The organism is Rhodococcoides kroppenstedtii, assembly GCF_900111805.1.
Classification (GTDB): Bacteria; Actinomycetota; Actinomycetes; order Mycobacteriales; family Mycobacteriaceae; genus Rhodococcoides; species Rhodococcoides kroppenstedtii.
Genome location: NZ_FOJN01000009.1, coordinates 54,278 through 79,967, shown reverse-complemented (window position 1 = coordinate 79,967; position 25,690 = coordinate 54,278). Strand labels below are relative to the sequence as shown.

Here is a 25,690-nt window from a genome sequence, read left to right as displayed (position 1 = left end):
CCTGATCCGACCCGCCCTGCCCCGACCCGCCCTGCCCCGTCCCGCACCGGGGCGGGGCCCGGCGGGGGCAGGGGAGGGGAGAGCGTCAGCTCCGGGCCATACCCCGTTCGATCGCGGCGACGATCTGCGGACGGAGTTCGGCGGCGGCCACGATGTGGTGGACCGACCCGACCTCGCGGGCACGCTCGATGTTGTGCACCGCCTCGAACTCCGCGGCCACCTCGCCCAGCTTCTGCGACCGCACGGCGGTGCGGGTCGCGGACAGCTCGACCTGCAGTCGTGCGCGCTCCGCGTCGTCCTCGGCGTCGTTCATCCGCGCCTCGAGGTCACGCACCGACGGGTCGCCGGCGGTGCGCTTGTTGACGTCGCGGGTGAAGACCACGGCCGCGGCGGGGGCACCGCCGAGCACCGAGGCGAAGGAGCCCTCGACCGCGAGCACCTCCATGTTCTCGTTCAGCGCTCCGGAGAAGACCACGAACGCACCGCCGTGGTAGCGCGAGACCACGCAGAAGACGATCGGGCCGTCGAAATTGACGATGGCGCGACCGATCTCGGCGCCGTACTCGAGCTGCAGGTTGCGCAGGGACTCCGGCGAGCCGTCGAAGCCGGAGAGGTTGGCCAACACCACCAGCGGACGGTTTCCGCTGGCCGCGTTGATCGCTCGCGCGGTCTTCTTCGACGAACGCGGGAAGAGCGTTCCCGACGTCCACTGGTCCGGCCCGTCCGTCGGGAACCATCCCTTGCGGGCGATGGCGCGGGACTCGATGCCGACGACCGTCACCGGGTAGCCGGCGAGGTGAGCGTCGAAGACGACGGAGGTGTCCGCGTCGGCCATGTCGGCCCACCGCTCGAGCACCGCGTGGTCCTGGTCGACCACCGAGCGCATGACCGTGCGAATGTCGAAGGGCTTCTTGCGCTCCGGGTTCCGCTCGGCGGAGAAGATGTCGCCGACGGTCTCGAAGTCGCTCGACGGGTGCACGTGCGGGTACGTCCGCACGTCGCGGTCGACGGGGTCGGTGGTGGCGGCACGACGCGGGAAGCGTTCGCCCGGTGCGCGGTACGCGTGCTCGTAGTGGGCGAAGAGCACGTCGCACGCAGCACCGAGGTTCGGGGCCCAGTACTGCGCCTGCCCGTTCGGGCCCATGACGCGGTCGTACCCACCGATGCCGAAGTTGTCCTCGGCGGAGACGCCACCGGAGTAGTCGAGCGACTGCTTGCCGGTCAACACCATCGCGCTCTCGGGCGTCATCACCAGGATGCCCTTGGTGTGCATGAGCATCGTGGCTTCGGCGTTCCAGTACGGCTGCGCGCCGACGTTGATGCCCGCGACCACCACGTTGATCTCGTGACCGGCCTGGGTGAACGTGATGATGCGGCGCAGGGCGCGCGAGACCCAGTCCATGTTCTCGGTGCCCGAGTCCATGGAGATGGTGGCGCCGGAGGACAGCGCGAACCATTCGACGGGGACGTCCATCTCCTCGGCGAGGTCGATGGCGGCGACGACGCGGGCGCACTCGGCTTCCGCGACGGTGCCGAGCGCCTTGGTCGGGTCGCCGAACAGCACGACGCGGGTCATGCCCTCGGGGTACAGCGCCGTCGGCGTGGAGATCAGGCCGACGATGATGCCGGCCGTGTTCTGGCCGTACGGCCGGGCGATGGGCTGCAGGGCACCGGTCTCGTCCAGGTCGTACTCGGTGAACGATCCGTCGCGCTTGGTGAGCACGGGAATCAACTCGTACGGGTAGACGGTGCCGCGGGCCTGGGACCGCTGCACGTTCTGGGTGTAGGTGTCCAGCGGGCGCATCGGCTCGGTGGGCGGCTCGGTGATGCGGGTGACCACGCCCGTGCCGGGGCGGTAGGAGAACCGCAGGGCCTGGCGGGTGGGCTCGGCGCCGGGACGCACCGACACCCGCGCCATCATCGTGATCTCCTCGAGGCCGGCCGCGACCGTCAGCGGCGCGAGATGCCGTGCGACGGTGCGCAACTTCTCGAGCGGCAGGTCCAGCACCGGCCAGACGTAGAGCACCACGCGGTTGTGATCCAGACGGCGGTTGCCGCGACGCGATTGCGCCCGACGGATGCCGTCGAGGCACGCGGACAGCGTGCGCTCGATCGCCGGGACCGACAGCACGTTGCCCGCGGCGTCGAATTGCACCGTGGCGTCGCGGATCTCGGCGAGCGCGATGAGGCGCTCGTCCTTCGGGTTGTCCTTGGCGACGACGTCGAACAGGAACGTGCCCGGCGTCGACGGGATGCGGACGCCGTCGAAGTTCTTCAGGCGCCACAGATCCAGACGCTGCCCGGTGAGCGGGTGCAGGTCGCGCAGCGACGAGTCCTCGGCGAGCGCGGAGCGGTCCGCCGTCGGGCGGAAGGTGACCTGGTGCGTGATGCCGGTGCCGCGACCGAAGACGGTGACGGTGACCCGGCGCCAGCCGGTGACCGCGGTGTGCGCGGCGAGGGAGGTCTGCAGATCGGCGGCCAGGGCGTCGCCGTCCTCCGGCGCGTCGGCCCACGAGAGGTACAGGTCGACGGCGAGGTTCTGCGGCTCCGGTCCGGCCGTCGTGGCGACGGCGTCGAGCGTGTCGGCGAGGCCGGCGCGATCGGTCATCGTGGCGAGGAGGGAGACCTTGCCGCCGACGAGCGTGAACGTGCCCGAGACGTAGTGCCGCCCTTCGCGATCGAACGCCTTGACGTCCTCGAAGTCGCGGATCTCGTAGTACTGCCGGGTGATGACCTCGAGCAGCGCGCCCGGATCCGAGACCCGCTGGGACAGCAGTTCGACCAGGGGCTCCTCGGTGGCCACCAGGGCGTCGATGCGCTCCTGGTGATCGTCCGCGTCGGGACGCTCGGCGAGGTACTGCAGCGAGCCCCGCACGCCGTCGTACACCTGCTCGCGGGCCTTGCGGATCTGCGGCTCGTCGAACAGCTGGAAGCGGAGGTTGCGGGCGACGTCGCCGATCACCGGGTAGCGCACCTGCGTGGCGACGACCAGCCGGTCCAGCACCTCGGCCACGTCACGGGTGGCGTCCGGTGCCACCGACGGGTCGGCGATCCAGCGGTCGAGCAGGGCGGCGATGACGGGGACCTGATTCTCGATGCGCTGCTGGGCGAGGAAGAGCCGGTAGACGGCTTCCTCGAGATCGCGGCCGCGCTCGAGATCGGTCTTGTCGTAGTGGCGCAGCGCGCGAGTCAGCTTGTCGCGGAACGAGTCCGGCAGCGCGTGCACGTCGGGGTCGAGCGAGCCGAGGAAGGCGTGGAAGTGCTCGCGCGGGCTGTGCACGCGCTCGTCGGTGCCTTCCTCGTCCATCGTCGGCCGGTTGCGCGTCAGCTCGCACACGTCGGCGAACGTGGTCAGCAGGTCGAGCTCGGATCGCACCAGATCGGCGTCGCGTCGCGGCAGGGCGCCGCGCAGCGCGTCGTACTCGCCGAGCACGGCGTGGGCCCGCGCCGCGGAGACGTCGAAGCCGCCGATCAGCGCGCGCACCTCGTCGAGGAGGGCCAGCGCCGCGGCGCGGTCGTCGCGGTCGACGTCGCTGCACGGGGTGCGGAACTCCACCCGCGCGGTCGTGGACGCCGCGGCCTGCTCGCCGACGGGCTCGACCCGCAGCAGTGCCGCACCGTTGTCCACCTGCGCGTTGACCGTGGCCAGCACCTCGGTGACCCGACCGGCCGTCGTGGCGCGGACGGCGGTCTCCATCTTCATGGCCTCGAGCACCACCAGCGTGGCGCCCGCCTCGACCTCGTCGCCCACGGCGACCGGCACGGCGACGACCACGGCGGGTGCGGGAGCGCGGACCAGGCCGGCCTCGTCCTGCGTGATCTGGTGGCTGACACCGTCGACCTCGACGAGGTAGCCGGCCGGGCCGGGCACCGTCACCAGCGAGTACCGCGTGCCGTCGACCTCGGCGCGACGTTCGAACTCGCCGAGCCGCTCGAGGTCGATGGTGAGTTCCTGGCCGTCGACCACGGCGAGGTAACGGTGCGGACCGATCTGGCCGACCGTGATGCGGTAACCCTGGCCCTGGTAGTTCAACTCGACCGTGCGGCCGATGTCGTGGCTCGCGCGGGGGCGTCCGCCGCGGGCGGAGAGCAGGAACTTGGCGCGCTCGCGGGCCTCGTCGGCGTCGTACGCGTCGACGGCCGCCGCGACGAGCGCGATGTCGGCGACACGGGTCGGTCCGTCGGCCGTCCCGGCGCCGGTGCGATCGAGCCAGCCGGTGTCGGCGGTCGCGTCGATCAGTTCCTCGCGGTCGAGCAGATCGAGGAGGAACGACTTGGTGGTGGTGCCGCCGTCGATGACGACGGTGGTCTCGCGCAGGGCGGTCCGCAGGCGGGCGAGCGCCTCGCTGCGATCACGTCCCCAGGCGATGACCTTGGCGACCATGGAGTCGTAATCCGGTGGGATGACGTCGTTCTGGGCGATACCGGTGTCGACGCGCAGACCCGAGCCGAGGGGGAACTTGAGCAGCTGCACGCTGCCCGGGGCCGGGGCGAAGCCGTTGTCGGCGTCCTCGGCGTTGAGGCGGGCCTCGACGGCGTGGCCGAACTCGCCGGGGCAGTCGCCCTCGAGCTTCTCGCCGCGGGCGGTGCGGATCTGCAGCTTCACCAGGTCGATGCCCGTCGTGACCTCGGTGATGGGGTGCTCGACCTGCAGACGCGTGTTGACCTCGAGGAACGTGAAGATCTTCTGATCCGGCTGGTAGAGGTACTCGACGGTGCCGGCGCCGTGGTAGCCCGCCGCGCGGACCAGGTCGGCGGAGACCGCGCGGAGGTGGTCGGCCTGCTCGGCGGTGAGGACGGCCGAGCTGGACTCCTCGATGACCTTCTGGTTGCGACGCTGGATCGAGCAGTCGCGCACACCGGGCGCCCACACGTTGCCGTGCTGGTCGGCGATCACCTGCACCTCGACGTGGCGGGCCTCGGTGACCAGCCGCTCGAGGAAGACCACCGGGTCGCCGAAGGACCGCTCGGCCTCGCCCTGGGTGCGCTCGAGCGCCAGCTCGAGCTCGTCCTCGGCGTAGACCTTGCGGATGCCGCGACCGCCACCACCGCTGCGCGCCTTGATGATCAACGGGTAGCCGATGGCCGCCGCGTGACGACGCGCGTCGGCACGCGTCTCGACGGGACCGCCACTCCACGGGGCGACGGGGACGCCCACCTTCTCGGCGAGGATCTTGGCTTCGACCTTGTCGCCGAGCAGACGCATCGCTTCGGCGGTCGGACCGATGAACGTGATGCCGAGTCGGTCGCACACCTCGCGGAAGGCGGGGTCCTCGGCGACGAAGCCCCAGCCGACCCACACGGCGTCGGCCCGCGCCTCGATCAGGGCGCGTTCGAGCTCGGCGTGGTCGAGGTAGGGGTTGCCGGGGCCGGCCTTGCGGAGGGTCACGGCCTCGTCCGCCTGGCGCACGAACATCGCCCGACGCTCGGCGTCGGTGTGCAGCGCGATCACCGTGAGGGGGTGCTCCGGGGCGTCGGCGTTGAGTTCGCGTACGGCTCGGATGAGGCGCACTGCGGCCTCGCCTCGGTTGACAACTGCAATACGTGTGAACATGCGCTCCGCCGGGTGTCAGGGAATGGGTCTCGGTGTGGTCTGGCCGACGCTCGCTTCCGCGTGTCCTCGTCGACTCTCGCGGACCAGTGTGACGGCCTCGAACCGTACTGGCGAGTACAACCAACGACGCCGCCGGGAGGTCATGATCGGTCACTGACCTCGGAAAATGCGTTACCGGCGGGTATACCGACGGGTAGAGAAGGCCCGCGCCAGCGCCGCCCGGCGGGACGGGGGAGTGTCGCCCGGGCGTTAGACTGCGGGCGATGACAGCTGTGTGGTTCGGCCTCGCTCTGATCGCGCTCGCGGGTGCGATCGCGCTGCTGTACATCGACCACGCCCGCCGCGGGCAGCTCGGCCGGGTGCGTCAGATGTGGGCCAAGGCGCAGGGCTACCGCTACACCCCGTCCGACCGCGCACTGCCCGGGCAGTTCTCCCGCGCGGCCCTCGCGAACCAGGAATTCCTCACCGCCGTCGACGTCGTCGAGGGCGTGCGCCGGGGCGAGAAGTTCCTGTTGTTCGACCTCGAGGACACGGTCACGGTGGTCGCGGTGCGCCGCGAGGTGGGCTCCGACGTCGACCTCGATCTGCGCTCGCGCACCGATCCGCCGCCCAAGGACGCCGATCTCGCGTTGCTCGGCGCGCTCGGCCCCCGCATCGTCTTCGCGACGGATCTGGACGTCGCGCGTCGGGTGTGCGACCGCCGGATGGCGGCGTTCACCGAGTCGGTCCCGAGCGCGGTGCAGCTGCTCTGGAGCGAGGGCGAATGGACCCTCGGGACCCTTCCGCTGCAGAGCTCCGGACGCGACTGGGACGCGGCGATCGACACCGTCACCCGGTTGTCGGGACTCCTTCACGTCCTCCCACCCCGTCGTGCGATCTCCGAAAGCCGTTCCGCGGCCGACGAGTGAGCAACCTCACCGATTAGGGTCGAGCTCATGACGCGTCCCTCTCGGTCCGGAAAGCCCGTCGCGCTCGTCACCGGCCCCACGTCGGGCATCGGTGACGGGTTCGCCCGCCGCCTCGCCTCTCGGGGCCACGATCTGGTGCTCGTCGCCCGCGACGAGGACCGGTTGCAGGCCCTCGCCGCGGAGTTGAAGGACCGGCACGGCGCCGACTCCGAGGTGCTGGTGGCCGACCTCGCCACCGCCGACGGCCGGGACGCGACCGTCGAGCGCGCCGCCGCCGGGGTGGACTTCCTTGTCAACAATGCGGGCTTCGGGACGTCGGGCGAGTTCTGGAGCGCCGACCCCGCACTGTTGCAGTCGCAGCTCGACGTCAACGTCACCGCCGTCGTGCAGCTGACCCGCGCCGCGCTGCCGTCGATGGTGAAGGCGGCGTCGGGAACCATCGTCAACGTGGCCAGCGTGGCCGGCCTGCTCTCGGGGCGCGGCTCGACCTACTCGGCCTCCAAGGCGTACGTCGTCTCTCTCACCGAGGGGCTGTCCGGGGGCCTCGCCGGAACCGGTGTGCGCATTCAGGCGCTGTGCCCCGGCTTCGTCCGGACGGAGTTCCACCAGCGGGCGGGCATCGAGATGTCGTCGATCCCCTCGTTCATGTACCTGTCGGTGGACCAGGTCGTCGACGCCTCGCTCGCCGACCTCGACAAGGGCCGGGTGCTCAGCGTGCCCGGGCTGCAGTACAAGGCACTCACGACGGCGTCGCGGCTGATCCCGCGGTCGCTCGCACGTCGGAGCGCCTCGAGCGTGGGGAGCGCGCGGGGACGGACGTAGGCGTCCCGGGTACATCTCACTGACTCTCGACCTCAGGTCGACGGTTGGGGTTTGGCCGGTTTATGTTCGTCGTGTGACTTCTGTGGCTCCTGTGGTGTTGACGGTGGTGGCGGCGACGCTGGTCGTGACGCTGGCGTGGCTGGTCTCCGTGGTGCGTCGTGCGCGTCGCACGGTGGACACGGTGGTGGCCGGGCTCCATCTGCTCGAGGTGGCGCTCGACCACCGCCGACTGCTGGTCCCCGAGCTCGCCCGCGCCGCCGTCGGCGCCGAACTCGACCGCGAGGCGATCAACCAGGCGGTGGGCGCGCGGTCCTGGTCGGCGATCGTGCGCGAGCGCCGCGTCGACCTCGGCACCCGTGCCGCTGCAGAGAACGCCCTGTCGGCGGCCGTGCACCACCTGGTCTGCGCGGGTCGGGAATCGGGCCGCGTCCGGTGGGATTTCACCTCGGCCGCATCCGAACTCGACGCGCTCGAGCGGCGGATCGCCGGGGCGGTCCGCGTCTACAACGCGCACGCGGCGGCCCTGTCCGGTCTGGTGCGCTCACCGCTGACCGGGCCGGTGGTGCGGACGCTCGGCATCGGCGCCCCCGACCTGTTCGTCGAGACGGCCACGGCCCCCGTCCGCGTCCTCGAGGTACCGGACGTGCCCGCCCCGGCGCTCGCGGCGTGAGTGAGTAGATTGACCGGTCGTGAGCAACGAACGCGCCGAACTGGCCCGACTGGTCCGTGAGCTCGCCGTGGTCCACGGCGAGGTGACCCTGTCCTCCGGCAAGAAGGCCGACTACTACGTCGACCTGCGCCGCGCGACGTTGCACCATCGCGCGGGGGCCCTCATCGGCGTGCTCATGCGAGAGTTGGTGTCCGACTGGGACTTCGCGTCGGTCGGCGGACTCACCATGGGTGCCGATCCGGTCGCGCTCGCCGTCATGCACGCCCCCGGGCGTCCGATCGACGCCTTCGTGGTCCGCAAGGCGGCCAAGGCACACGGCATGCAGCGGCAGATCGAGGGGCCGAACGTCGTCGGCACGCGGGTGCTGGTGGTCGAGGACACCACCACCACCGGCAACTCGCCGTTGACCGCCGTGCGTGCGCTGCGCGACGCCGGTGCCGAGGTGGTCGGCGTGGCCACGGTGGTGGACCGCGACACCGGTGCCGACGCCGTCATCGCAGCGGAAGGCCTCGAATACCGGTCGCTGCTCGGGCTCGGGGATCTGGGGCTTTAAGCGGGTCGTTCGCCGCCCGGTCGTGGGCCGGTCGGTCGGTCGTCGCTCGCTCGGCCGTCGTTCGCTCGGCCGTCGTTCGGTCGGCCGTCGATCGGGAGGGTGACGACGAACGCCGACCCGTCGTAGCGCACATCGCCGCCGTGGGCGCGCGCGAACCGGCGGGCAATGGTCAGCCCGAGCCCCGATCCCGCTGTCGACCGGGCAGTCTCGAGGCGCACCAGGCGATCGAAGATGCGTTCGCGGTCCGCGTCGTCGAGCGGGGGCCCGTCGTCGTGCACGCGGATGCGGGCGTCGGGTCCGTCGCGGTCGACGGTGACGGTCACCGCCCCGCCGGGCGGCCCGTACCGGACGGCGTTGTCCGTGAGGTTGGCCAGGATTCGCGCGACGCGGGGGGCGTCGATCATCGCCGTCGTGGGCTGCCCGGCGACGACCACCGTCGTTCCCGGTCGGCCGATCCGGACCCGCTCGGCGTCCGCACGTGCGATCTCCAGCACGTCGTGCGGGCGACGGTCCAGGGTCACCTCGTCCGCCGACCGGGCGACCGTCAGCAGATCGTCGATCAACGCCGACGCCCGACGGGATTCGCGAATCATCGCTGTCAGCAGCCGTTCTCGTGTCTCCCGTTCCGCGTCGGACGCGCGGAGGAGGGTCTCCGCCGCAGCCGACATCCCTGCCACCGGCGTGCGGAGGTCGTGCGCCGCGTCGTCGACGAATCGTCGGGTGCGCTCCGCTTCGGCACGCTCTCGCGCCTCCGCCCCCTCGAGCTCGTCGAGCATCTCGTCGAACGCCAACGCGGTCTCGCCCAGTTCGGTGTCCGTTCTGGTGGGGGAGAGCCGCTCGCCGCGGCGGCCGCGTGTGATCGATCGGGCGAGAGAGGTCATGCCGCGCAACGGTTTCAACGACGCGCCCACGACGACGGTGAGGAGAGCGGCCGCCACCAACGCCGCGATGGTGACCAGCGGGATCAGGACCAGCAGGAGCTGCCGCTGCACCGCGGCGATACCCGACGCGTCCACCGCGACGGTGAGGACCGATCCGTCCGACAGCGTCGTCGTCGACACGCGCGTGGCAACCGTCCGCGGCACGTCGTCACCCGGTGGTGGTGGTCCGGGCGGGCCGCCGTTCGGTGGGCGCAGGGCGGGCGGTGGCGTCGTCGCTCGGAGCGTGAGGTCACCGACGACCCGGCCGTCGGTGGTGACCAGCTGGGCCGCGACGTTCTCGCCCTGGGTGGCCGAGACGATTTCCGCCGCGTCGGCTCCGTTGTCCAGCAGACGCTGCGCGGTCTGCGCGCGTCCGGCCAGACTGTCGCCCGCCGACGCCTCGAGCTGGTGACGCAGCAACAGCGTTGCGGCCACGGCGATTCCGACGAGCAGGGCCAGCACCACCGCCATCACGGACAGGACGAGGCGGCGGCGTAGCGACGGGGTGCGCAGGCCGGTCATGTCGGGCTCGCGGTGAGGACGTAGCCGATGCCGCGGCGCGTGTGCAGGATGCGATCGCCGTGCTCCTCGAGCTTCCGACGCAGGGCGCTGACGTGGACCTCGACCAGGTTCTCGTCGTACGCGTCGTAACCCCATACCTGCGTGAGGATCTGGGTCTTGCTGACCGTGCGCCCTCGCTGAGAGACCAGGTACGACAACAGCTTCCACTCCGTCGCCGTCAGATCCAGGGTGTGTCCCGCCCGCGTCGCGTCACCGGACTCGGTGTCCACCACCAGATCCCCGCACTCGATCGTCGTGGCCACCGCGTCGTAGCGGCGCAGAACCGAGGTCACGCGCGCAAGGAGTTCCGCCATCGCGAAGGGCTTGACCACGTAGTCGTCCGCGCCGGCCGTCAGACCCGCGACCCTGTCGTCCACCGTGTCCCGTGCGGTCAACAGGATCACCGCCACGTCTCGGCGCGAGCGCGCTGCGCGCAACAACTCGACACCGTTGCGGCCCGGCAACATCACGTCGAGCACCAGCAGATGCGGGGTGAACTCGGTGAGATGCCGCTCCAGGTCTGCACCGTCCGCCGCCGCGCGGACCCGTGCCCCCGTGCTCTCCAGGGCCGTCGCCACGGACAGGCGGAGGGCGTCGTTGTCCTCCACGACCAGGATGCGGGGAGCGGGGCGTGGTTCCGTCACCTCACCAGTGTGCGGGTGCGCTCCTGAAGGCTCGCTGAAGACGGCACCGAATTCAGGGCCACTTCAGGTTCGCCGCCGATCGTCGGTTCTCGACAGCGGCGCCCGACCGGGTGCCCGACCGAGAAGGAGTAGCTCGTGAAGTTGTCACTGCGTTCCCGCCGTGTCGTCGTGGGCGCCGCCCTCGCCGGCGGCCTCGCCCTCGGTGTGACCGGTACTGCGCTCGCCGACGGACCCGGCCAGACGCCGCCCGCCCCCACCACGACCGAACAGGCCCCGAGCTCCGACCAGGCGCCGGGTACGGATCAGCCCGCGCCTCAGTCGGGCGAGCACCCCGCGCCGCCCGCCCCGCCCGGGCCGGGTCAGTGCGGGCCGGGTGGACCGGGTGGGCCGGGTGGACCGGGCAAGGGTGCTCCGCCCGCGCCGCCGGAGGGTGCGCCGGCACCGACTGAAGGTGCACCGACCCCGCCGGAGGGTGCTCCCACCCCGCCGGCACCGCCGGAGGGTGCTCCCACCCCGCCCGCACCGTCCGAGGGTGCTCCCACCCCGTCGGCCTGATCCGCGCTCCCTCCAGTCATCCGCGCCGGTTGCAACACGGGCGGATGACTGGACGGGCAGCGGATCGCGGCGCGCTGCCCACGAGGTGTCCGGACCCGGCGGCGTCGAGAGTGCCGACAATCCGCGCGACTTTCAGGCATCCGCCGGAGCTACAGCTCACGCGGATCGCTGGAACCCGCGCGGATCAGACTCCGCCGCGGTGTTCTCGGCTGGAACGCGCGCGGATCGGGTCGGGGTCGGGCTGCTGCGCCTACGCCCGACTGAAACCGGCGCGGATCGGGCCGGACGGCCGACTGCCACTGATCCGCGCGACTTCCAGGGATCCGCCCTCGCTACAGCTCACGCGGATCGCTGGAACCCGCGCGGATCAGACTCCGCCGCGGTGTTCTCGGCTGGAACGCGCGCGGATCGGGTCGGGGTCGGGCTGCTGCGCCTACGCCCGACTGAAACTGCGCGGATCGGGCCGGACGGCCGACTGCCACTGATCCGCGCAACTTCCAGCGATCCGCCCTAGCTACAACTCACGCGTATTGCTGAAACACGCGCGGATCGGGCTGCCGCCAGATCGGAACGACTACCCCTGCCACCCGACGGCGGTGAAGGGGGCTGCGGTGGTGACCCGGCCGACGATCCCGGCGTGAGCGAAGTCCTTGGCCACCCGGACGGCGTCGTACACCGACGACCCCTTGGCCAGCTCGGCCGTGATGGCGGCGGCGAAGATGCAGCCGGCGCCGGAGACCCGCTCCTCACCGACCTTGGGTGCGCGGAAGACGTGCACGTCGGTGCCGTCCCAGAGCACGTCGACGGCCTCGTCGCCGGGCAGGCCGGCCCCACCCTTGACGACGACGTACTGCGGCCCGAGGTCCGCGATGCGCCGGGCTGCCTCGGCGAGGTCGTCGACGGTGGTGATGCTGTCCATGCCGGACAGGGTCTGCGCCTCGAAGAGGTTGGGGGTGACCACGGTGGCGCGGGGGAGGATGTCGGCACGCAGAGCGTTGTCGGTGTCGAGGGCGGCGCCGGGCTCCTGGCCCTTGCAGATCAGCACCGGGTCCACCACGACGTGCCGCCACGACTGTGTGCCCAGCGAGTCCGCCACGACGGCAACGGTGTTCGGTGTGCCGAGCATGCCGATCTTCACGACGTCGAGTGCGTGCGCGGAGGTGGCGGCCTCGATCTGGTCGGCGATGACGCCGCCGTCGACGGGCACGAAGCGGTGGCCCCAGTCGGCCTTCGGGTCGAACGAGACGATGCAGGTGATCGTGCCGACGCCGTAGACCCCGAGCCGCTCGAAGGTCTTCAGGTCCGCCTGCAGGCCGGCGCCGCCGGTGGCTTCGGATCCGGCGATGACGTAGGCGAGTGTCGGCATGGGGAACTCCTGGTCGAGGCTGACGCGGACACTCCAGTATGCCCCCTCAGTCGACGACGGCCTGTGCCACCACCAGGTAGTTGTCGTCGGTGGGGCGCCCGTCCCGCACGTCGCAGTTGGCCAACACCAGCCGGCCGGGCACCTGGGCGCGAAGGGCGTTGTCGGACAACAGCGCTCCCTTGGCGACGGGTCCCACCGACTCGACTCGGTAGGTGTGGGTCCCCGCCGGGGTGGCCAGGAGAGCGAGGTCCCCGGCCTGCACCACCCGCAGTGCGCGGAACGGCGCCGCGCTCTGCGAATAGTTGTGTCCCGCAACCACAACGGTCTCCGCCGAGCCGGGCAGACCACTCTCGCCCCACCACGCCGGCCGCTCGTCGACGGGGTTCAGGACCGCGTCGGCGTCGCGAACGACCGGGTCCGGGTGCAGCGACGTGCTCAGGTACGTGGCGCCGTCGGCCCCCCGCAGTTCCAGATACGTCGGGGGAGCGGGCTCCGACGGTGGTGCCGCCGTCAGCTGCGACGCGACCGGCGACCGGTCCGGTGGGGCCACCGGACCGGTCGACTCGGAAGTTCCGCAACCGACCAGCCCGACGAACGCGAGTGCCGCGAGTGTCGCGCCGGCCGGTCGGATCATCTACTGCGCCGAGCGACGACGACGCACCAGCAGCGTGCCACCGGCCGCGGCGGCGCCGACCACCACGACACCGGCGACGACGGCCGGGACCACCGACGAGTCGGAGTCGGACGAGCCGGCCGCCGTCGTCGTCGACGAGCCGTCGCCCAGCGCGAGGCTGACCGCCGGAAGCTGTCCTGCCACAGCAGGATTGCCGTCGGCGTCGGTGGTGAAGTAGTCGACCGCACGGAAGGTGCGGCCGGTGTCGGACTCGGTGAAGACGCCGATCAGCTGGGTGCCGGTGGCGTCGACGGAGACGGTGTTCTCGTCGACGACGGTGACCGGCACGTCCTCGGTGGTCTCCTCGCCGATCTCGACGTCGGTCTCCTCCTTCTCCCCGTTCTCGACGGCCTCATCCTGCTCGGCCTTGGCGTCGTCGGCTTCCTTCTGTGCCTCGTCGGCGGCGGCCTTGGCGTCGGCGGCGTCCTTCTCGGCGGCGTCCTTCTCGGCGGCGGCCTTCTCCTCCGCGCTCGCGGTGGCCTCGAGGGCCTTCGCGCGCTCCTCGGCGACGGTGGCGGCGACCTGCGCGGAGGCGGCCTTCACGGCGGCGGAGACGACTGCCGCGACCTTGGCGCGTGCCGACTGCAGTGCTTCGGTGATCTTGGCGGCGTCGAGGGTGGCGAGGGCGTCGCCCACGGCTGCGGCGGCGTCCTGCACCTCCTTCACGGCCTCGTCGGCCTTCGTTCGGGCCTCCTCGGCCGCAGCGGCCTTGGCGTCGGCGTCGGCGCGGGCCGCCTCGGCGGCGGTGGGGTCACCGGTGCCGGCCTCGACGTCGGACTCCTTCTCGTCCGCGTCCTTCGCGGCGGCCTCGGCGTCGGCGGCGGCCTTGTCGGCCTCCTCCTGCGCGGCGGCGGCCTTCTCGTCGGCCGCCTTCTTGTCTTCTTCGGCCTGTGCGGCAAGGCCTTCGGCGACGATCGCTTCCTGCTCCGCGATCGACTTCGCCTCCTCGGTCTCCGCTTTCTCGACCTCGGCCTTGGCGTCCTCTGCCTTGGCCTCGGCGGCCGGATCGGCGGCGTCACGCAGGGCGGCGACGGCCTCCTCGAACGCGGCGCGCGCCTTGGCCAGCGCCTCGGCGGCGGCCTTGGTGGCCTTGCCCGCGTTGTCGAGGGCGGCCTTCTGCTCGTCGGTGAGCTGCGGGCGGATGTCGATGGTGATGGTGGTGTTGCCGTCCTCGTCGACGACGACGGCGCCCGTGACCGGCGGGGTCGGAGCGGCCTCGGTGGTGGTCGGCGTGGTGGTCTCCGCCGGCGTCTCGGCGGCCGGTGCGGGTGTCTCGCTCGCGGTGCTCTCCGGGGCGGGGGTGACGGACGGCGAGGTGGTCTCCGACCCCGAAGGCTGCTCTGCCACAGCGACACTGGGCGCGGCGAGGGCGATGGACACGGCGAGTGCGCCGGCAGCGGCGAGACGGCGACGCCGTGAGCGGAGTGTCGACTGCGACATGAAGTGGGTCCTCGGTTCTACGGGCACGGTGTGTGCGTGGTCCCCCGACCACGAGGAAACGTACCTGTCGGTCGGGGTAAACCTTTACCCGAGGATTACATCGTCACCGAATGGTTACCAAAGGGAACGGTGAGGCCATTGTGACTGTAGTGACGCTGAGAACCCCGATCGGACCCAGTAGCTGCGAAGATCGGACAGACTGTTCCGGTGCGCACTGTCGTGATCACCCAGAACATCACGGTCGACGGTGTCGTCGAGGCCACGGACGACTGGTTCGGCAGAGCCGGCTCCGATCCGGAGACCGACGCGGCTCTGGCCGCCCAGCGTGACGCGTCCGACGGGTTCCTGGTGGGTCGCATCACCTTCGAGGGCATGCGCGACTACTGGGGCCCGAAGACCGACGACACGACGGGCGTCACCGCGCATCTGAATGCGGTGCAGAAGTTCGTCGTCAGCTCGACGCTCACGGACCCGGGCTGGGGCAATTCCACCGTGCTGGGACCCACCTGGCGCGAGGACCTGCGGGAGATCAAGAACGGTCCCGGATCGGACATCGTCTGCACCGGCAGCATCTCGCTGTGCCGTGCTCTCTTGGCGACGGAATTGGTCGACGAGGTGCGCTTGTTCGTGCAGCCCTACGCCCGCGGATCGGGTGCCCGGCTGTTCGACGGCACCCCGCCGCAGCGGCTCGAGCCGCTCGAACTCCGGCAGTTCCCCAGCGGCGCGGCTCTTCACCGCTACCGCCTCGTCGCGTGAACCGTGGAACCTCGGCACCGGAATTCGATGCCGAGGTTCCACGATCGCGCGCAACACCCTCAGTCGCCCACTGTCACCGCACGCGCCTCGTCGATGCTGTGCGGGGCGGGCTCGTGCTCGTCCACGTGCGCGAGGACGCGGCGGCCGGTGGAGAGGACCGCGATGGCGGCGACGGTGCAGGCCGCGCCGATCCAGAACGGCAGGGACGCATGGCTTTCCCCGAGCTTGCCGGCCAGGTACGGGGCAGCGGCGCCGCCGACGAAGCGGACGAAGCTGTAGGCCGCGGAGGCAGTGGACCGCTCGACGGGCGCCGACACCATGACCGTCTCGGTGATGAGGGTGTTGTTGACGCCGAGGAAGAGTCCGGCGAGGACCACGCACACGATCAGGACGGGCTTCGACTCCGTGAACGCTGCCATGACGGCGAGGTCGGCGGCGAAGAGGGCGAGGGCGACCATCATCATCGGCAAAGTGCCGAAGCGGCGCTGCAGACGCGGGGCGAGGAACACCGACGCCACCGCGAGGGCGAGACCCCACCCGAAGAAGATGAACCCGACCGCGTAGGTGCCGAGGTCCAACGGGAACGGCGTGTAGGCGAGCAGGGTGAAGAAGCCGTAGTTGTAGAGCAGCGCGGTGATGCCGACGGTGAGCAGACCGCGGTGCCGCAGGGCACGGAACGGATCGGCCAGCGAGGTGCGGTGGGCGGGTGCGGGCGTATCGGGCAGCATGACGACGAGCAGGATCACCGCGACGGCCATGAGAACCGCGACGCCGAAGAACGGTCCGCGCCAGGAGATGCTGCCGAGCAGTCCGCCGACCAGCGGACCGGTGGCGATGCCGATGCCGAGGGCGGCCTCGTAGAGGATGATGGCGCGGGCGACTCCGCCGCTCGCGGCGCCGACGATGGCGGCGAGGGCGGTCGCGATGAACAGGGCGTTGCCCAGGCCCCAGCCGGCGCGGTAGCCGACGATCTGCCCGATGGTGGACGACGATCCCGCGAGGGCGGCGAACACGATGATGATCGCGAGCCCCGCGATGAGCGTCCGCTTGGGCCCGAAGCGCGAGGACACGACGCCCGTGATGAGCATGGCGATGCCCGTGACCAGCATGTACGAGGTGAAGAGCAGTGACACCTGGCTGGGCGTGGCGTCGAGCTGTTCGCCGATGGGCTTGAGGATCGGATCCACGAGCCCGATGCCCATGAAGGCGATGACGCTCGCGAAGGCGACGGCCCAGACCGCCCGCGGCTGCTGCAGCAGGCTGCCCTGTTGCTCCTGGTTCACCGATCCGTGCACGACGGCTTCCTCTCCTCGATCGACGGGACGAGACGGCATAACGTTACCGATGCTAATGATATTCCTCCGCGTACGGTGACGCCATGTCGGATCGGGACCGCAACGCCCTCGCGTACGTCGCCGCGACCGCCGCGACCGTGGTCGGCGCCGTCACGCACCGACCTGGACTGCAGTACGTCGCCAAGCCGGCGATGATGCCGATCCTCGCCTTCCGGACACGGGCGACCGGCGATCCGACTCTCGCGCTCGGGCTCGCCGCGGCCACGCTGGGCGACGTCGCGATGATCGAGCCCGACGACGACCGTCGGGTCCGTCTCGGCGCCGCCTGTTTCGCCGTGATGCAGTCGACGTGGTCGAGAAGGTTGTGGCGCACCGGTTCTCGGGTTCGGCCGGTCGTCGCGGCGACCCGTGCGGCCGGGTGGGCCGGCGGTGTCGCGATCGCCCGACGACGGGCTCCCGGAATGCTGCCCGTCACCGCCACGTACGGCGGGCTGGTGGCGACGACGGCCACGCTGGGGGCCGACGGCTCTCGCGACGCGGCCGTGGGCTCGACCCTGTTCCTGATCTCCGACGCCCTGGTGCTCGCCCGCCGGGCCGGCTCGCCCCGGTACGCCGACGCCCTGGAAGCCGCGGTGCTCGTCACCTACGCGGCGGCGCAATGGCGGCTGGTGCGGGGCCTGTCGGAGCCCCTCAGAACAACCGGTCGCCGCTCTCGAGGTCGAGGAGGAACCGCTTCCGCTCGAGACCGCCGGCGAAGCCGGTGAGGGAGCCCGACGCCCCGATCACCCGGTGGCACGGCACCACGATCGACAGCGGATTGCGACCGTTGGCCGCGGCGACGGCGCGGACCGACCCCGGCCGACCGACGGCCGTCGCCACCTCGGTGTAGGTCCACGTCGTCCCGTAGGGGATGGTGCGCAGCGCGCCCCAGACGTCGACCTGGAAGTCGGTTCCCGACGGCGCGAGCTCGAGATCGAACGCGTGGCGCGTTCCGGCGAAGTACTCGGCGAGCTGGTCGCGGAGGTCGTCGAACCCGGCGTCGTCACGCTCGCCCAGCCGGGCGGGCGCCGGGGCGGGAGCATGCGCGGGGAAGTAGAGCCCGGTGATCGCGGCGCCGTCACGGACGGCGGTGAGCGGACCGATCGGAGACTCGACGATGGTGTGGACCGGCACTCGTCCCCTCCCGGTGATGACCGGTGCTACTCGGCAGTAGGTTTCTCGGGCGGAGCTCTGTCGCCCGTGCCGCGCACCCTCTATTGTTCGGAACCATGTCCCAACCTACTGTCTTCATCACCGGCGCCGCTGCCGGAATCGGCCGTGCCACCGCGCTGACGTACGCCGCCGGAGGCTTCCACGTCGGGGCGTACGACATCGACGAGACGGGCCTCGCCTCGCTGGCCAAGGAGATCGCCGCGAAGGGCTCGACCTCCACCACGGGGTCGCTGGACGTGACCGATCCGGAGCAGTTCGCGGCGCGGCTGCAGGAGTTCGACGAGGCGTCGGGCGGCCGGCTGGACGTTCTGATCAACAACGCGGGCATCCTGCGCGCGGGTGAGTTCGCCGATCAGGACCTGAAGATCCATCGGCAGCAGGTGGAGATCAACGTCATGGGCGTGATCCACGGTCTGCACGAGGCGTTTCCGTACCTGAAGAAGACGCGCGGCGCGCAGGTGGTCAACCTCTGCTCGGCGTCGGCCATCTACGGCCAGCCGGAGCTCGCCACCTACGGCGCCACCAAGTTCGCCGTGCGCGGTCTCACCGAGGCCCTCGACCTCGAGTGGCACAAGCACGATATTTCGGTGAAGGCCATGTGGCCGCTGTTCGTGCAGACGGCGATGACCGAGGGCGTGAGCACGGGCACCACGGGTTCGCTGGGTGTGAAGCTCACCGCGCAGGACGTGGCCGACGCCATCTACAAGTCGACGCAGCCGGCCAAGCGGATCTACCACAAGGTGCACTTCCCGGTGGGTCTGCCGTCGAAGGCCCTGTCCATGGGGTCTCGCTTCTCGCCCGTCTGGCTCACCCGCGAGGTCAACCGCCGCCTGTCGCACACCTGATCGGTGCCGGACACCCCTCCCGACGCTCCCGGCGCCACCGAGTGGGGCGAGCACCCGCGCGGCGCGCCGCCCTGGGACGAGGCGCGCGACGGCCCTCGTCCCACCGATCCGCGGTTCGACCCCGAGTTGCTCGACGACGGTGATCGTCGCAACGTCGTCGACGCCTACCGCTACTGGCGTCGCGACGCCATCGTGGCCGACCTGGATGCGCGCCGGCACCCGTTCGAGGTGGCCATCGAGAACTTCGAGAACGACGCCAACATCGGCACGGTGGTGCGCACGGCCAACGCGTTCGGCGCCGCGGCCGTCCACATCGTCGGACGACGACGGTGGAACCGTCGCGGCGCGATGGTCACCGACCGCTACCAGCACCTCCGTCACCACGACGACGTGGCCGGCGTCGTCGCGTACGCCGCGGAGCACGACCTCGAGGTGGTGGCCGTCGACAACGTGCCGGGGGCGGTTCCGCTGGAGACGACGGAGCTGCCGCGGCGGTGCCTGTTGCTCTTCGGGCAGGAGGGCCCCGGGGTCACCGACGCCGCCCGCGCGGGTGCGCGTCTGACGGTGTCCATCGCGCAGTTCGGCTCGACCCGCAGCATCAACGCGGGTGTCGCCGCGGGAATCGCGATGCACGCCTGGGTCGGGCAGCACGCCGACCTCGGCCGCGCCTGGTAGCCGACCGACTCCGGCGGGGCTGGCAAGATCGACGGCATGCACGACAGTTGGTCCCTCCGCGCGGACGCCGCCGAGGAGGCCGTGATCTCCCGCCACGTCCGTCGGCTGTGGGGACTGCCGGGCACCGCGCTGGGGGTGGTGGCCTGGCCGCCCGTCCGTCGGGAACGCGTCTTCGCCCGGTGGCACTACTGGTGGCAGGCGCACCTGATCGACAACCTTGTCGACGCCGAGGAGCGCGCGCCCACCGCGCGGCGCCGTCGTCGTCTCACCCGGGTCGCGCGGGCGCACCGCGTCCGCAACCTCACCGGCTGGACCAACTCCTACTACGACGACATGGCGTGGCTCGGTCTCGCGCTCGAACGTGCGCAGCGGCTCCACCTGGTGGACAACCGCCGCGCCATCGCCGACCTCGAGACCGAACTGTTCGAGGCCTGGGACCCCGCCCACGGCGGCGGCATCCGCTGGGCGAAGAAGAGCGACTTCTACAACGTGCCCGCCAACGGCCCGGCGGCGATCTTCCTCGCCCGCACCGGGAAACCGTGGCGCGCGCAGGCGATGGCCGACTGGATCGACGCCACCCTCGTCGACCCCGACACCCACCTGATTCTCGACGGCATCCACGCCGACGGGCGCCTCGAGACACCTGTCTACAGCTACTGCCAGGGCGTCGTCCTCGGTGCCGAGACGGAACTGGCCGTGCGCGTCGGCGACGATCGCCACCGCGAGCGCGTGCACCGGCTGGTCGACGCGGTCGCCGACCATCTCACCGAGCGCGGTGTGATCACCGGCGGTGGCGGCGGAGACGGTGGCCTGTTCAACGGCATCCTCGCCCGCTACCTGTCCCTCGTGGCGACGTCGCTGCCGGGCGACACCGACGACGACGAGCGGGCCCGCGCCACCGCCCGCGACATCGTGCTCGCCTCCGCGGACGCCGCGTGGCAGAACTGCCTCTCCATCGAGGGACTACCGCTCTTCGGGCACGATTGGACGTCGGTGGCGACGCTGCCGTCCTACGGCGCACCGATCGCGCGGTTCGCCGGCGGCACCGTGCTGTCGTCAGGTGTTCCCGAACGCGACCTGTCCGTGCAACTCGGCGGATGGATGGTGCTCGAGGCCGCGGCCCGCGTGGATCCCTGAGAACCCCTCACGCGTCGATGTCGTGGACCTCGGTCGTCACCGCCGGCCGTCGCATCTCCTTGCGGTACTGGTAGATGCCGAACGCCGTGCCCAACACGATCGACACGATCATCAGGGTGAGCACCGTCGGGAACAGCCACGGCACCCGGTCCAGCCAGGACCCGAAGTAGAACCCGAGCAGCAGCAGGACGGGCGCCCAGATGAGCGCGCCGAGCGTGCTGGCGATCGTGTAGCGGCGGTGGTTCATGTTGCCGGCGCCGGCCACCATCGGGCACAGCGTGCGGACCCACGGAATCCACCGGGCCACCAGGACGGCCCAGAATCCGTGCCTCTCGAGCAGGCGGTTGACCTTCTCGAGGTTCTCGACGTTGATGTACTTGCCGTTCTTGCGCGCGACCAGGCGATGTCCGGTGCGTTTGCCGATCACGTAGCCCACCTGGTTGCCCACGATGGCGGCGAGGAAGGCGCCCAGCGACAGCGCCCACACGTGCGAGACCCCCGAGGCGTGCCCGGCCAGCCCGATTCCGGCGGTGATGAGCAGCGAGTCGCCCGGCAGGAACAGTCCGAGGATCACGGCGCATTCGAGGAAGACGAAGGACACCACGATCAGCCAGACCAGGGCCGGTCCGGCCGACTCGAGGAATCCGAGCCCGCCCGAGGCGAGAACGTCGTGCGTCATCGAGTCGGTCAGCTCGCGCCGTCGGGACGGGCCGGCGACTGCGACTGCGGCCGTGTCGTCTCGGTGGACGACCACTTGGACGGCTCGACCTTGCCGTCGAGCTGCCCGTCGAACGCGTCGACGGCCTCACCGAGCGGGGTGCGGCGCGACGAGATCATGCGCTTGCCCACCTCCCACGCGATGGGCAGCACCGAGACGGCCACGATGAGCAGGAAGATGATGTCGACGTTGTCGCGGATGAACGCGATCTGCCCCAGCAAGTAGCCCAGGAGCGTGACGCCCGCGCCCCACACGATGCCGCCGACGATGTTGTAGGTGATGAAGACCCGGTAGCGCATGGCGGACGCGCCGGCGACCACCGGGGCGAAGGTGCGCACGATCGGGACGAAGCGGGCCAGGAAGATGGTGATCGGGCCGTGCTTCTCGAAGAACGCGTGCGACTCGTCGATGTACTTCTTCTTGAGAAAACGGGCGTCGTCGTGGAACAGGCCGGTGCCCGCCTTCTTGCCGATGAAGTAGCCGGCCTGGTCGCCGAGGATCGCGGCGATGGGGATGGTCACCATCAGCACCCACAGAGGTGCGAACGGCGCCACCTCCGTGGACTTCGACGCCGCGATCAGACCGGCCGTGAACAGCAGCGAATCGCCCGGGAGCAGGGGGAACAGCAGTCCCGACTCGATGAAGACCACCAGCAGCAGGCCCACCAACACCCAGGTGCCGAACGAGTTCAGCAGGTTGACCGGGTCGAGGAACCTCGGCAGCAGGGCGAGGTCGGTCGTGGAGGCGGCCAGGGTATGCACGGCGACAACCCTACCGGCGTGTGCGGTCGGCAGCGCCCCGCGTGTGGACTCACAGCGGACTCTCAGCGCTGCGCGCCTGGACTCTCAGCGCTGCGCGCCCGGACTCTCAGCGCTGCGCGCCCGGACTCTCGGCGCGGCTCCCGGCACCCTCGCGTGCTCTACCGGCGGGTAGGTCGGGCGCAGGGCGAACCCGCGTCGTCCGGTCTTGCCATACTGCTACCGAGGCACCCGACCCGAGGTGCTCCCGCTCACCGTGGAGGTTTCTTCCGTGCCGATCGCCACTCCCGAGGTCTACGCCGAGATGCTCGGCCGCGCCAAGGAACATTCGTTCGCCTTCCCCGCCATCAACTGCGTGGGATCCGAGTCGATCAACGCCGCCATCAAGGGCTTCGCCGACGCCGGCAGCGACGGCATCATCCAGTTCTCCACCGGTGGCGCGGAGTTCGGGTCGGGACTCGGGGTGAAGGACATGGTGACGGGCGCGGTGGCGCTGGCCGAGTTCGCGCACGTCGTCGCGGCGAAGTACGACGTCACCATCGCGCTGCACACCGACCACTGCCCCAAGGACAAGCTGGACACCTACGTGCGTCCGCTCATCGCGATCTCGCAGGAGCGTGTCGACGCCGGCAAGAACCCGCTGTTCCAGTCGCACATGTGGGACGGCTCGGCGGTCCCGATCGACGAGAACCTCGAGATCGCCAAGGACCTGCTGGCCAAGGCCGCGGCCGCGCGCATCATCCTCGAGATCGAGATCGGCGTGGTCGGCGGCGAGGAGGACGGCGTCGAGGCGGAAATCAACGACAAGCTCTACACCTCCAACGAGGACTTCCTCAAGACGGTCGAGGCCCTCGGTGCGGGCGACGCCGGGTCGCGCTACCTGCTGGCCGCCACCTTCGGCAACGTCCACGGTGTGTACAAGCCGGGCAACGTGAAGCTGAAGCCGTCCGTGCTGGCCGACGGCCAGAAGGTCGCCACCGACAAGCTCGGTCTGCCCGCCGGCTCCAAGCCGTTCGACTTCGTCTTCCACGGCGGATCGGGCTCGGCCAAGAGCGAGATCGAGGAGGCCCTCGAGTACGGCGTGGTGAAGATGAACGTCGACACCGACACCCAGTACGCGTTCTCGCGCCCCATCGCCGGGCACTTCTTCACCAACTACGACGGCGTCCTCAAGGTCGACGGCGAAGTGGGCAACAAGAAGACCTACGATCCGCGCAGCTACCTCAAGAAGGCCGAGGCCGGTATGTCGGCGCGTGTCGTCGAGGCGTGCAACGACCTGAAGTCGGCCGGACGCAGCGTCTCCGCGTAGTGCGCTTCGCGCCCGTGCGCCTTTTGCGCATCCCTGGATGTGCAAAAGGCGCACGGGTCAGGCGCAGACCTTCCAGGTCTCGTCCTCGAGTGCCAGGTCGAAGGTCCGCGGTGAGGGAGCGGTCTCGTTCCCCCCGCGGGCCGTCACCTGCGCGATGGCGGTGGTGACGTCGGGCGCTTCGGCCGGCGTGATCTGGATGGTGTCGACGCTCAGGATCTCGGGGATCGAGCCCGACGCCACCGCGGCGTCGTGTGTGGCGGCGAAGTCCTCGTCGGAGATGCCGCCGTAGAACGACGCCAGCGGTCCGCAGGTGCCGGCCCGCAGGCCGGCGAGATCGCCGTCACGCAGCGCCGTCGTGAAGTCGTCGATCGCCACGCGGATGCGGTCCTCGTCGGACGCTCCGGTCGCGGTGGTCCCGCCGCGCAGCAGCGCGAACGCGACGACGCCGCCGACGACGAGCGCGGCGATCACCAGCGCCGCAACCCATCGGCCGATCGGCCGTCGCGTTCGTGGCTCGATTGGGCGGCCCGCCCGCGGCTCGCGTGCGGGTTCGCGCGGCGGGATGTACTGCGGCCGGGCCGGTGGCGGGGTGCTGGGCGACACGCCCCGCAGCTTAACTTTCACGGTGCCGACGGCCGTGCACGCGCGCTCGTCGCCGACGGGTGTCGTGGAAGACTGCACCCATGACGTCCTTCGGAGACCTGCTCGGACCGCAGCCCACCTTGCTCCCCGGCGACGACGAAGCCGAGTCGCTGTTGCTGAACCACACCGCCCCCGAGGCGGTGGCGGCCGCCCACCCGACGGCGTCGATCGCGTGGGCGTACCTCGCCGAGGCCGCGCTCGCCGACGAGCGCACGATCACCGCCTACGCCTACGCCCGCACCGGGTACCACCGCGGCCTGGACCAGCTGCGCCGCAACGGGTGGAAGGGCTTCGGTCCGGTGCCCTACAGCCACGAGCCCAACCGTGGGTTCCTGCGCTGCGTCGCCGTTCTCGCCCGCGCCGCGCAGGCCATCGGGGAGACCGACGAGTACGCCCGCTGCCTCGACCTGCTCGAGGACTGCGATCCGCGCGCCGCGGACGAGCTCGGCGTCGGCTAGGTCGCGCCGGCGCACATGAGACGGTCATTGCCGTGAGTCCACTCGGCCTGCGCCGGGGCGAGCGGTCGCCGTTCGAGGCGGCGCGGCTGCGTCGTCGTGGCCGGTCGCGGTTCGAGGCGTCCGTCGACCGGCTGAAACTCTCCGGCCTGCCGGTGGTCCAGTGCGCGCTGGCGGCGGGCATCGCGTGGTTCGTGGCGACGGAGATCGTCGGGCACGTCACGCCGTTCTTCGCGCCGATCGCAGCCGTGGTGTCCCTGGGTGTCTCCCTCGGCGCCCGGATGCGGCGGTCCTTCGAGCTGGTCGCCGGCGTGACCGTGGGCATCGGGGTGGGCGACGCGCTGATCGCGCTCATCGGGACGGGCCCGCTGCAGATCGCGCTGGTGGTCGCCCTGGCGATGGGTACCGCGGTGTTCCTGGACAGCGGCGCGATCATCGCGATGCAGGCCGGGTCGTCGGCGGTGCTGGTGGCGACGCTCATCCCGCCCGGGGACGCCGGTGGATACAACCGCATGGTCGACGCGTTGGTGGGCGGTCTGGTGGGTCTGGCCGTGGTGGCGGTCGTGCCGACCCATCCGGTCCGGCGCGCTCGCGGCGACGCGGCGACGGTGATCGAAACGGCGGGACGGGTGCTCGGGCTGGTCGCCGAGGGGCTCTCCGCGCAGGACCCCAAGTCCATCGAGAAGGCGCTGAAGGCGGCGCGGGCGACGCAGCCGGCGATCGACATGCTGCGCACCGACCTCAAGGGCGGCCGGGAGATCAGCCGGATCTCGCCGCTGTACTGGAACTCGCGCCAGCGGCTCGCGCGGCTGGCCGCGACGGCGGACCCGTTGGACAACGCGGTGCGCAACATCCGCGTTCTGGCCCGGCGGTCGTTGTCCCTGGTGCGCGACGACGAGATCCTGGACCCGCGGCTGGTGAAGCTGGTCGAGCAACTCGCCGAATCCACCGAGGTGCTGCGGAAGATGATGCTGGCCGATCCGGGCGAGCAACCGGATCAGGCCGAGGCCGCGCGCGTGCTCCGGCACGTCGCGGTGGGCGCGAAGGCCGAGCTGATGCGCGACGCCGGTCTGTCGGCGACGGTGGTCCTGGCGCAGATCCGGTCGATCGTGGTGGATCTGCTGCAGGTCGCCGGGCTCTCGCGCATCTCGGCGATGGCGACGTTGCCGCCCACGGTGCCGAACCCGGCGGTACCCCCGGAGCGGCACGACTAGGCTTCGTC

Annotated in this window: 24 protein-coding genes; 13 read left to right on the top strand and 11 right to left on the bottom strand. The window is 71.0% G+C overall.

What is annotated here, in order from left to right:
• Positions 1-85 precede the first annotated feature (85 nt).
• Positions 86-5,554 (bottom strand): ATP-binding protein, encoded by a 5,469-nt coding sequence (locus BMZ18_RS11775; protein ID WP_068363996.1) that lies wholly within the window; start codon positions 5,552-5,554, stop codon positions 86-88.
• Positions 5,555-5,817: 263 nt separating this feature from the next.
• On the opposite strand from BMZ18_RS11775, the gene BMZ18_RS11770 reads away from it, so the two are divergent.
• From BMZ18_RS11770 to pyrE, 4 genes are all read left to right on the top strand, one after another.
• On the top strand, positions 5,818-6,462 hold the full coding sequence (locus BMZ18_RS11770) for a TtfA family protein (protein WP_068103562.1): 645 nt from the start codon (positions 5,818-5,820) through the stop codon (positions 6,460-6,462).
• Positions 6,463-6,489: 27 nt separating this feature from the next.
• Positions 6,490-7,284, top strand: a complete 795-nt coding sequence (locus BMZ18_RS11765; protein WP_068103560.1) for an SDR family NAD(P)-dependent oxidoreductase — start codon at positions 6,490-6,492, stop codon at positions 7,282-7,284.
• A gap of 73 nt (positions 7,285-7,357) precedes the next feature.
• The gene (locus tag BMZ18_RS11760) at positions 7,358-7,954 is read left to right on the top strand and encodes a hypothetical protein (RefSeq protein ID WP_169817730.1); all 597 of its coding nucleotides are present in this window, start codon (positions 7,358-7,360) and stop codon (positions 7,952-7,954) included.
• Positions 7,955-7,973: 19 nt separating this feature from the next.
• Positions 7,974-8,507 (top strand): orotate phosphoribosyltransferase, encoded by a 534-nt coding sequence (gene pyrE / locus BMZ18_RS11755; RefSeq protein WP_068103557.1) that lies wholly within the window; start codon positions 7,974-7,976, stop codon positions 8,505-8,507.
• Here pyrE and BMZ18_RS11750 read toward each other — a convergent pair.
• Together BMZ18_RS11750 and BMZ18_RS11745 are read right to left on the bottom strand one after the other, a co-directional pair.
• A complete protein-coding gene (locus tag BMZ18_RS11750) occupies positions 8,504-9,949 on the bottom strand; it encodes a sensor histidine kinase (protein WP_068363987.1) in 1,446 nt (481 codons plus the stop codon). The two genes, pyrE and BMZ18_RS11750, sit on opposite strands and share 4 nt — an antisense overlap.
• On the bottom strand, positions 9,946-10,632 hold the full coding sequence (locus tag BMZ18_RS11745; protein WP_068103551.1) for a response regulator transcription factor: 687 nt from the start codon (positions 10,630-10,632) through the stop codon (positions 9,946-9,948). Before BMZ18_RS11745 ends, BMZ18_RS11750 begins: the two co-directional genes overlap by 4 nt.
• Before the next feature lie 135 nt (positions 10,633-10,767).
• Here BMZ18_RS11745 and BMZ18_RS19725 point away from each other — a divergent pair, with 135 nt between their 5' ends.
• Positions 10,768-11,187, top strand: a complete 420-nt coding sequence (locus BMZ18_RS19725) for a hypothetical protein (protein WP_170851486.1) — start codon at positions 10,768-10,770, stop codon at positions 11,185-11,187.
• A 574-nt stretch (positions 11,188-11,761) separates the two neighbouring features.
• Here BMZ18_RS19725 and thiD read toward each other — a convergent pair.
• From thiD to BMZ18_RS19155, 3 genes are all read right to left on the bottom strand, one after another.
• Entirely contained in the window at positions 11,762-12,553 is a 792-nt protein-coding gene (gene thiD, locus BMZ18_RS11735) for a bifunctional hydroxymethylpyrimidine kinase/phosphomethylpyrimidine kinase (RefSeq protein ID WP_068103547.1), read from the bottom strand.
• A 46-nt stretch (positions 12,554-12,599) separates the two neighbouring features.
• Positions 12,600-13,103 (bottom strand): class F sortase, encoded by a 504-nt coding sequence (locus tag BMZ18_RS11730; RefSeq protein WP_244516507.1) that lies wholly within the window; start codon positions 13,101-13,103, stop codon positions 12,600-12,602.
• An 84-nt stretch (positions 13,104-13,187) separates the two neighbouring features.
• Complete coding sequence (locus tag BMZ18_RS19155; protein WP_068363339.1) at positions 13,188-14,666, bottom strand: hypothetical protein; 1,479 nt, start codon at positions 14,664-14,666, stop codon at positions 13,188-13,190.
• A gap of 207 nt (positions 14,667-14,873) precedes the next feature.
• On the opposite strand from BMZ18_RS19155, the gene BMZ18_RS11720 reads away from it, so the two are divergent.
• The gene (locus BMZ18_RS11720) at positions 14,874-15,422 is read left to right on the top strand and encodes a dihydrofolate reductase family protein (RefSeq protein WP_068363344.1); all 549 of its coding nucleotides are present in this window, start codon (positions 14,874-14,876) and stop codon (positions 15,420-15,422) included.
• A gap of 59 nt (positions 15,423-15,481) precedes the next feature.
• On the opposite strand, the gene BMZ18_RS11715 is transcribed toward BMZ18_RS11720, so the two are convergent.
• Positions 15,482-16,756 carry an MFS transporter gene (locus BMZ18_RS11715; protein ID WP_082895033.1) on the bottom strand — a complete coding sequence of 425 codons (1,275 nt, stop codon included), beginning with the start codon at positions 16,754-16,756 and terminating at the stop codon, positions 15,482-15,484.
• 44 nt (positions 16,757-16,800) lie between these two features.
• On the opposite strand from BMZ18_RS11715, the gene BMZ18_RS11710 reads away from it, so the two are divergent.
• The gene (locus tag BMZ18_RS11710) at positions 16,801-17,481 is read left to right on the top strand and encodes a lysoplasmalogenase family protein (protein ID WP_068363350.1); all 681 of its coding nucleotides are present in this window, start codon (positions 16,801-16,803) and stop codon (positions 17,479-17,481) included.
• On the opposite strand, the gene BMZ18_RS11705 is transcribed toward BMZ18_RS11710, so the two are convergent.
• Positions 17,408-17,890, bottom strand: coding sequence for a methylated-DNA--[protein]-cysteine S-methyltransferase (locus BMZ18_RS11705; RefSeq protein WP_068363353.1), 483 nt, complete (start codon positions 17,888-17,890; stop codon positions 17,408-17,410). The genes BMZ18_RS11710 and BMZ18_RS11705 overlap by 74 nt on opposite strands.
• Positions 17,891-17,985: 95 nt before the next feature.
• Between BMZ18_RS11705 and BMZ18_RS19405 the strand changes: the two genes are divergently transcribed.
• The 3 genes from BMZ18_RS19405 to BMZ18_RS11695 are packed head-to-tail and all read left to right on the top strand — an operon-like array spanning position 17,986 to position 20,586.
• Positions 17,986-18,774 carry an SDR family oxidoreductase gene (locus BMZ18_RS19405; RefSeq protein WP_068363355.1) on the top strand — a complete coding sequence of 263 codons (789 nt, stop codon included), beginning with the start codon at positions 17,986-17,988 and terminating at the stop codon, positions 18,772-18,774.
• Positions 18,775-18,777: 3 nt separating this feature from the next.
• Positions 18,778-19,449, top strand: coding sequence for a TrmH family RNA methyltransferase (locus BMZ18_RS19400; RefSeq protein ID WP_068103531.1), 672 nt, complete (start codon positions 18,778-18,780; stop codon positions 19,447-19,449).
• A gap of 36 nt (positions 19,450-19,485) precedes the next feature.
• A complete protein-coding gene (locus BMZ18_RS11695; protein ID WP_068363358.1) occupies positions 19,486-20,586 on the top strand; it encodes a glycoside hydrolase family 76 protein in 1,101 nt (366 codons plus the stop codon).
• Between the two features lie 7 nt (positions 20,587-20,593).
• Here BMZ18_RS11695 and BMZ18_RS11690 read toward each other — a convergent pair whose 3' ends face one another.
• Together BMZ18_RS11690 and BMZ18_RS11685 are read right to left on the bottom strand one after the other, a co-directional pair.
• A complete protein-coding gene (locus BMZ18_RS11690) occupies positions 20,594-21,265 on the bottom strand; it encodes a DedA family protein (protein ID WP_068106405.1) in 672 nt (223 codons plus the stop codon).
• Between the two features lie 8 nt (positions 21,266-21,273).
• Entirely contained in the window at positions 21,274-22,065 is a 792-nt protein-coding gene (locus tag BMZ18_RS11685; RefSeq protein ID WP_139203943.1) for a DedA family protein, read from the bottom strand.
• A 268-nt stretch (positions 22,066-22,333) separates the two neighbouring features.
• On the opposite strand from BMZ18_RS11685, the gene fbaA reads away from it, so the two are divergent.
• The gene (gene fbaA, locus BMZ18_RS11680; RefSeq protein ID WP_068103528.1) at positions 22,334-23,371 is read left to right on the top strand and encodes a class II fructose-bisphosphate aldolase; all 1,038 of its coding nucleotides are present in this window, start codon (positions 22,334-22,336) and stop codon (positions 23,369-23,371) included.
• Positions 23,372-23,428: 57 nt separating this feature from the next.
• Here fbaA and BMZ18_RS11675 read toward each other — a convergent pair whose 3' ends face one another.
• The gene (locus BMZ18_RS11675; protein ID WP_139203942.1) at positions 23,429-24,052 is read right to left on the bottom strand and encodes an Rv0361 family membrane protein; all 624 of its coding nucleotides are present in this window, start codon (positions 24,050-24,052) and stop codon (positions 23,429-23,431) included.
• 2 nt (positions 24,053-24,054) lie between these two features.
• On the opposite strand from BMZ18_RS11675, the gene BMZ18_RS11670 reads away from it, so the two are divergent.
• On the top strand, positions 24,055-24,471 hold the full coding sequence (locus BMZ18_RS11670) for a DUF3151 domain-containing protein (RefSeq protein ID WP_068363364.1): 417 nt from the start codon (positions 24,055-24,057) through the stop codon (positions 24,469-24,471).
• Between the two features lie 86 nt (positions 24,472-24,557).
• Positions 24,558-25,682: an FUSC family protein gene (locus tag BMZ18_RS11665; RefSeq protein WP_068106403.1), complete on the top strand. Its 1,125-nt coding sequence runs from the start codon at positions 24,558-24,560 to the stop codon at positions 25,680-25,682.
• Positions 25,683-25,690 lie beyond the last annotated feature (8 nt).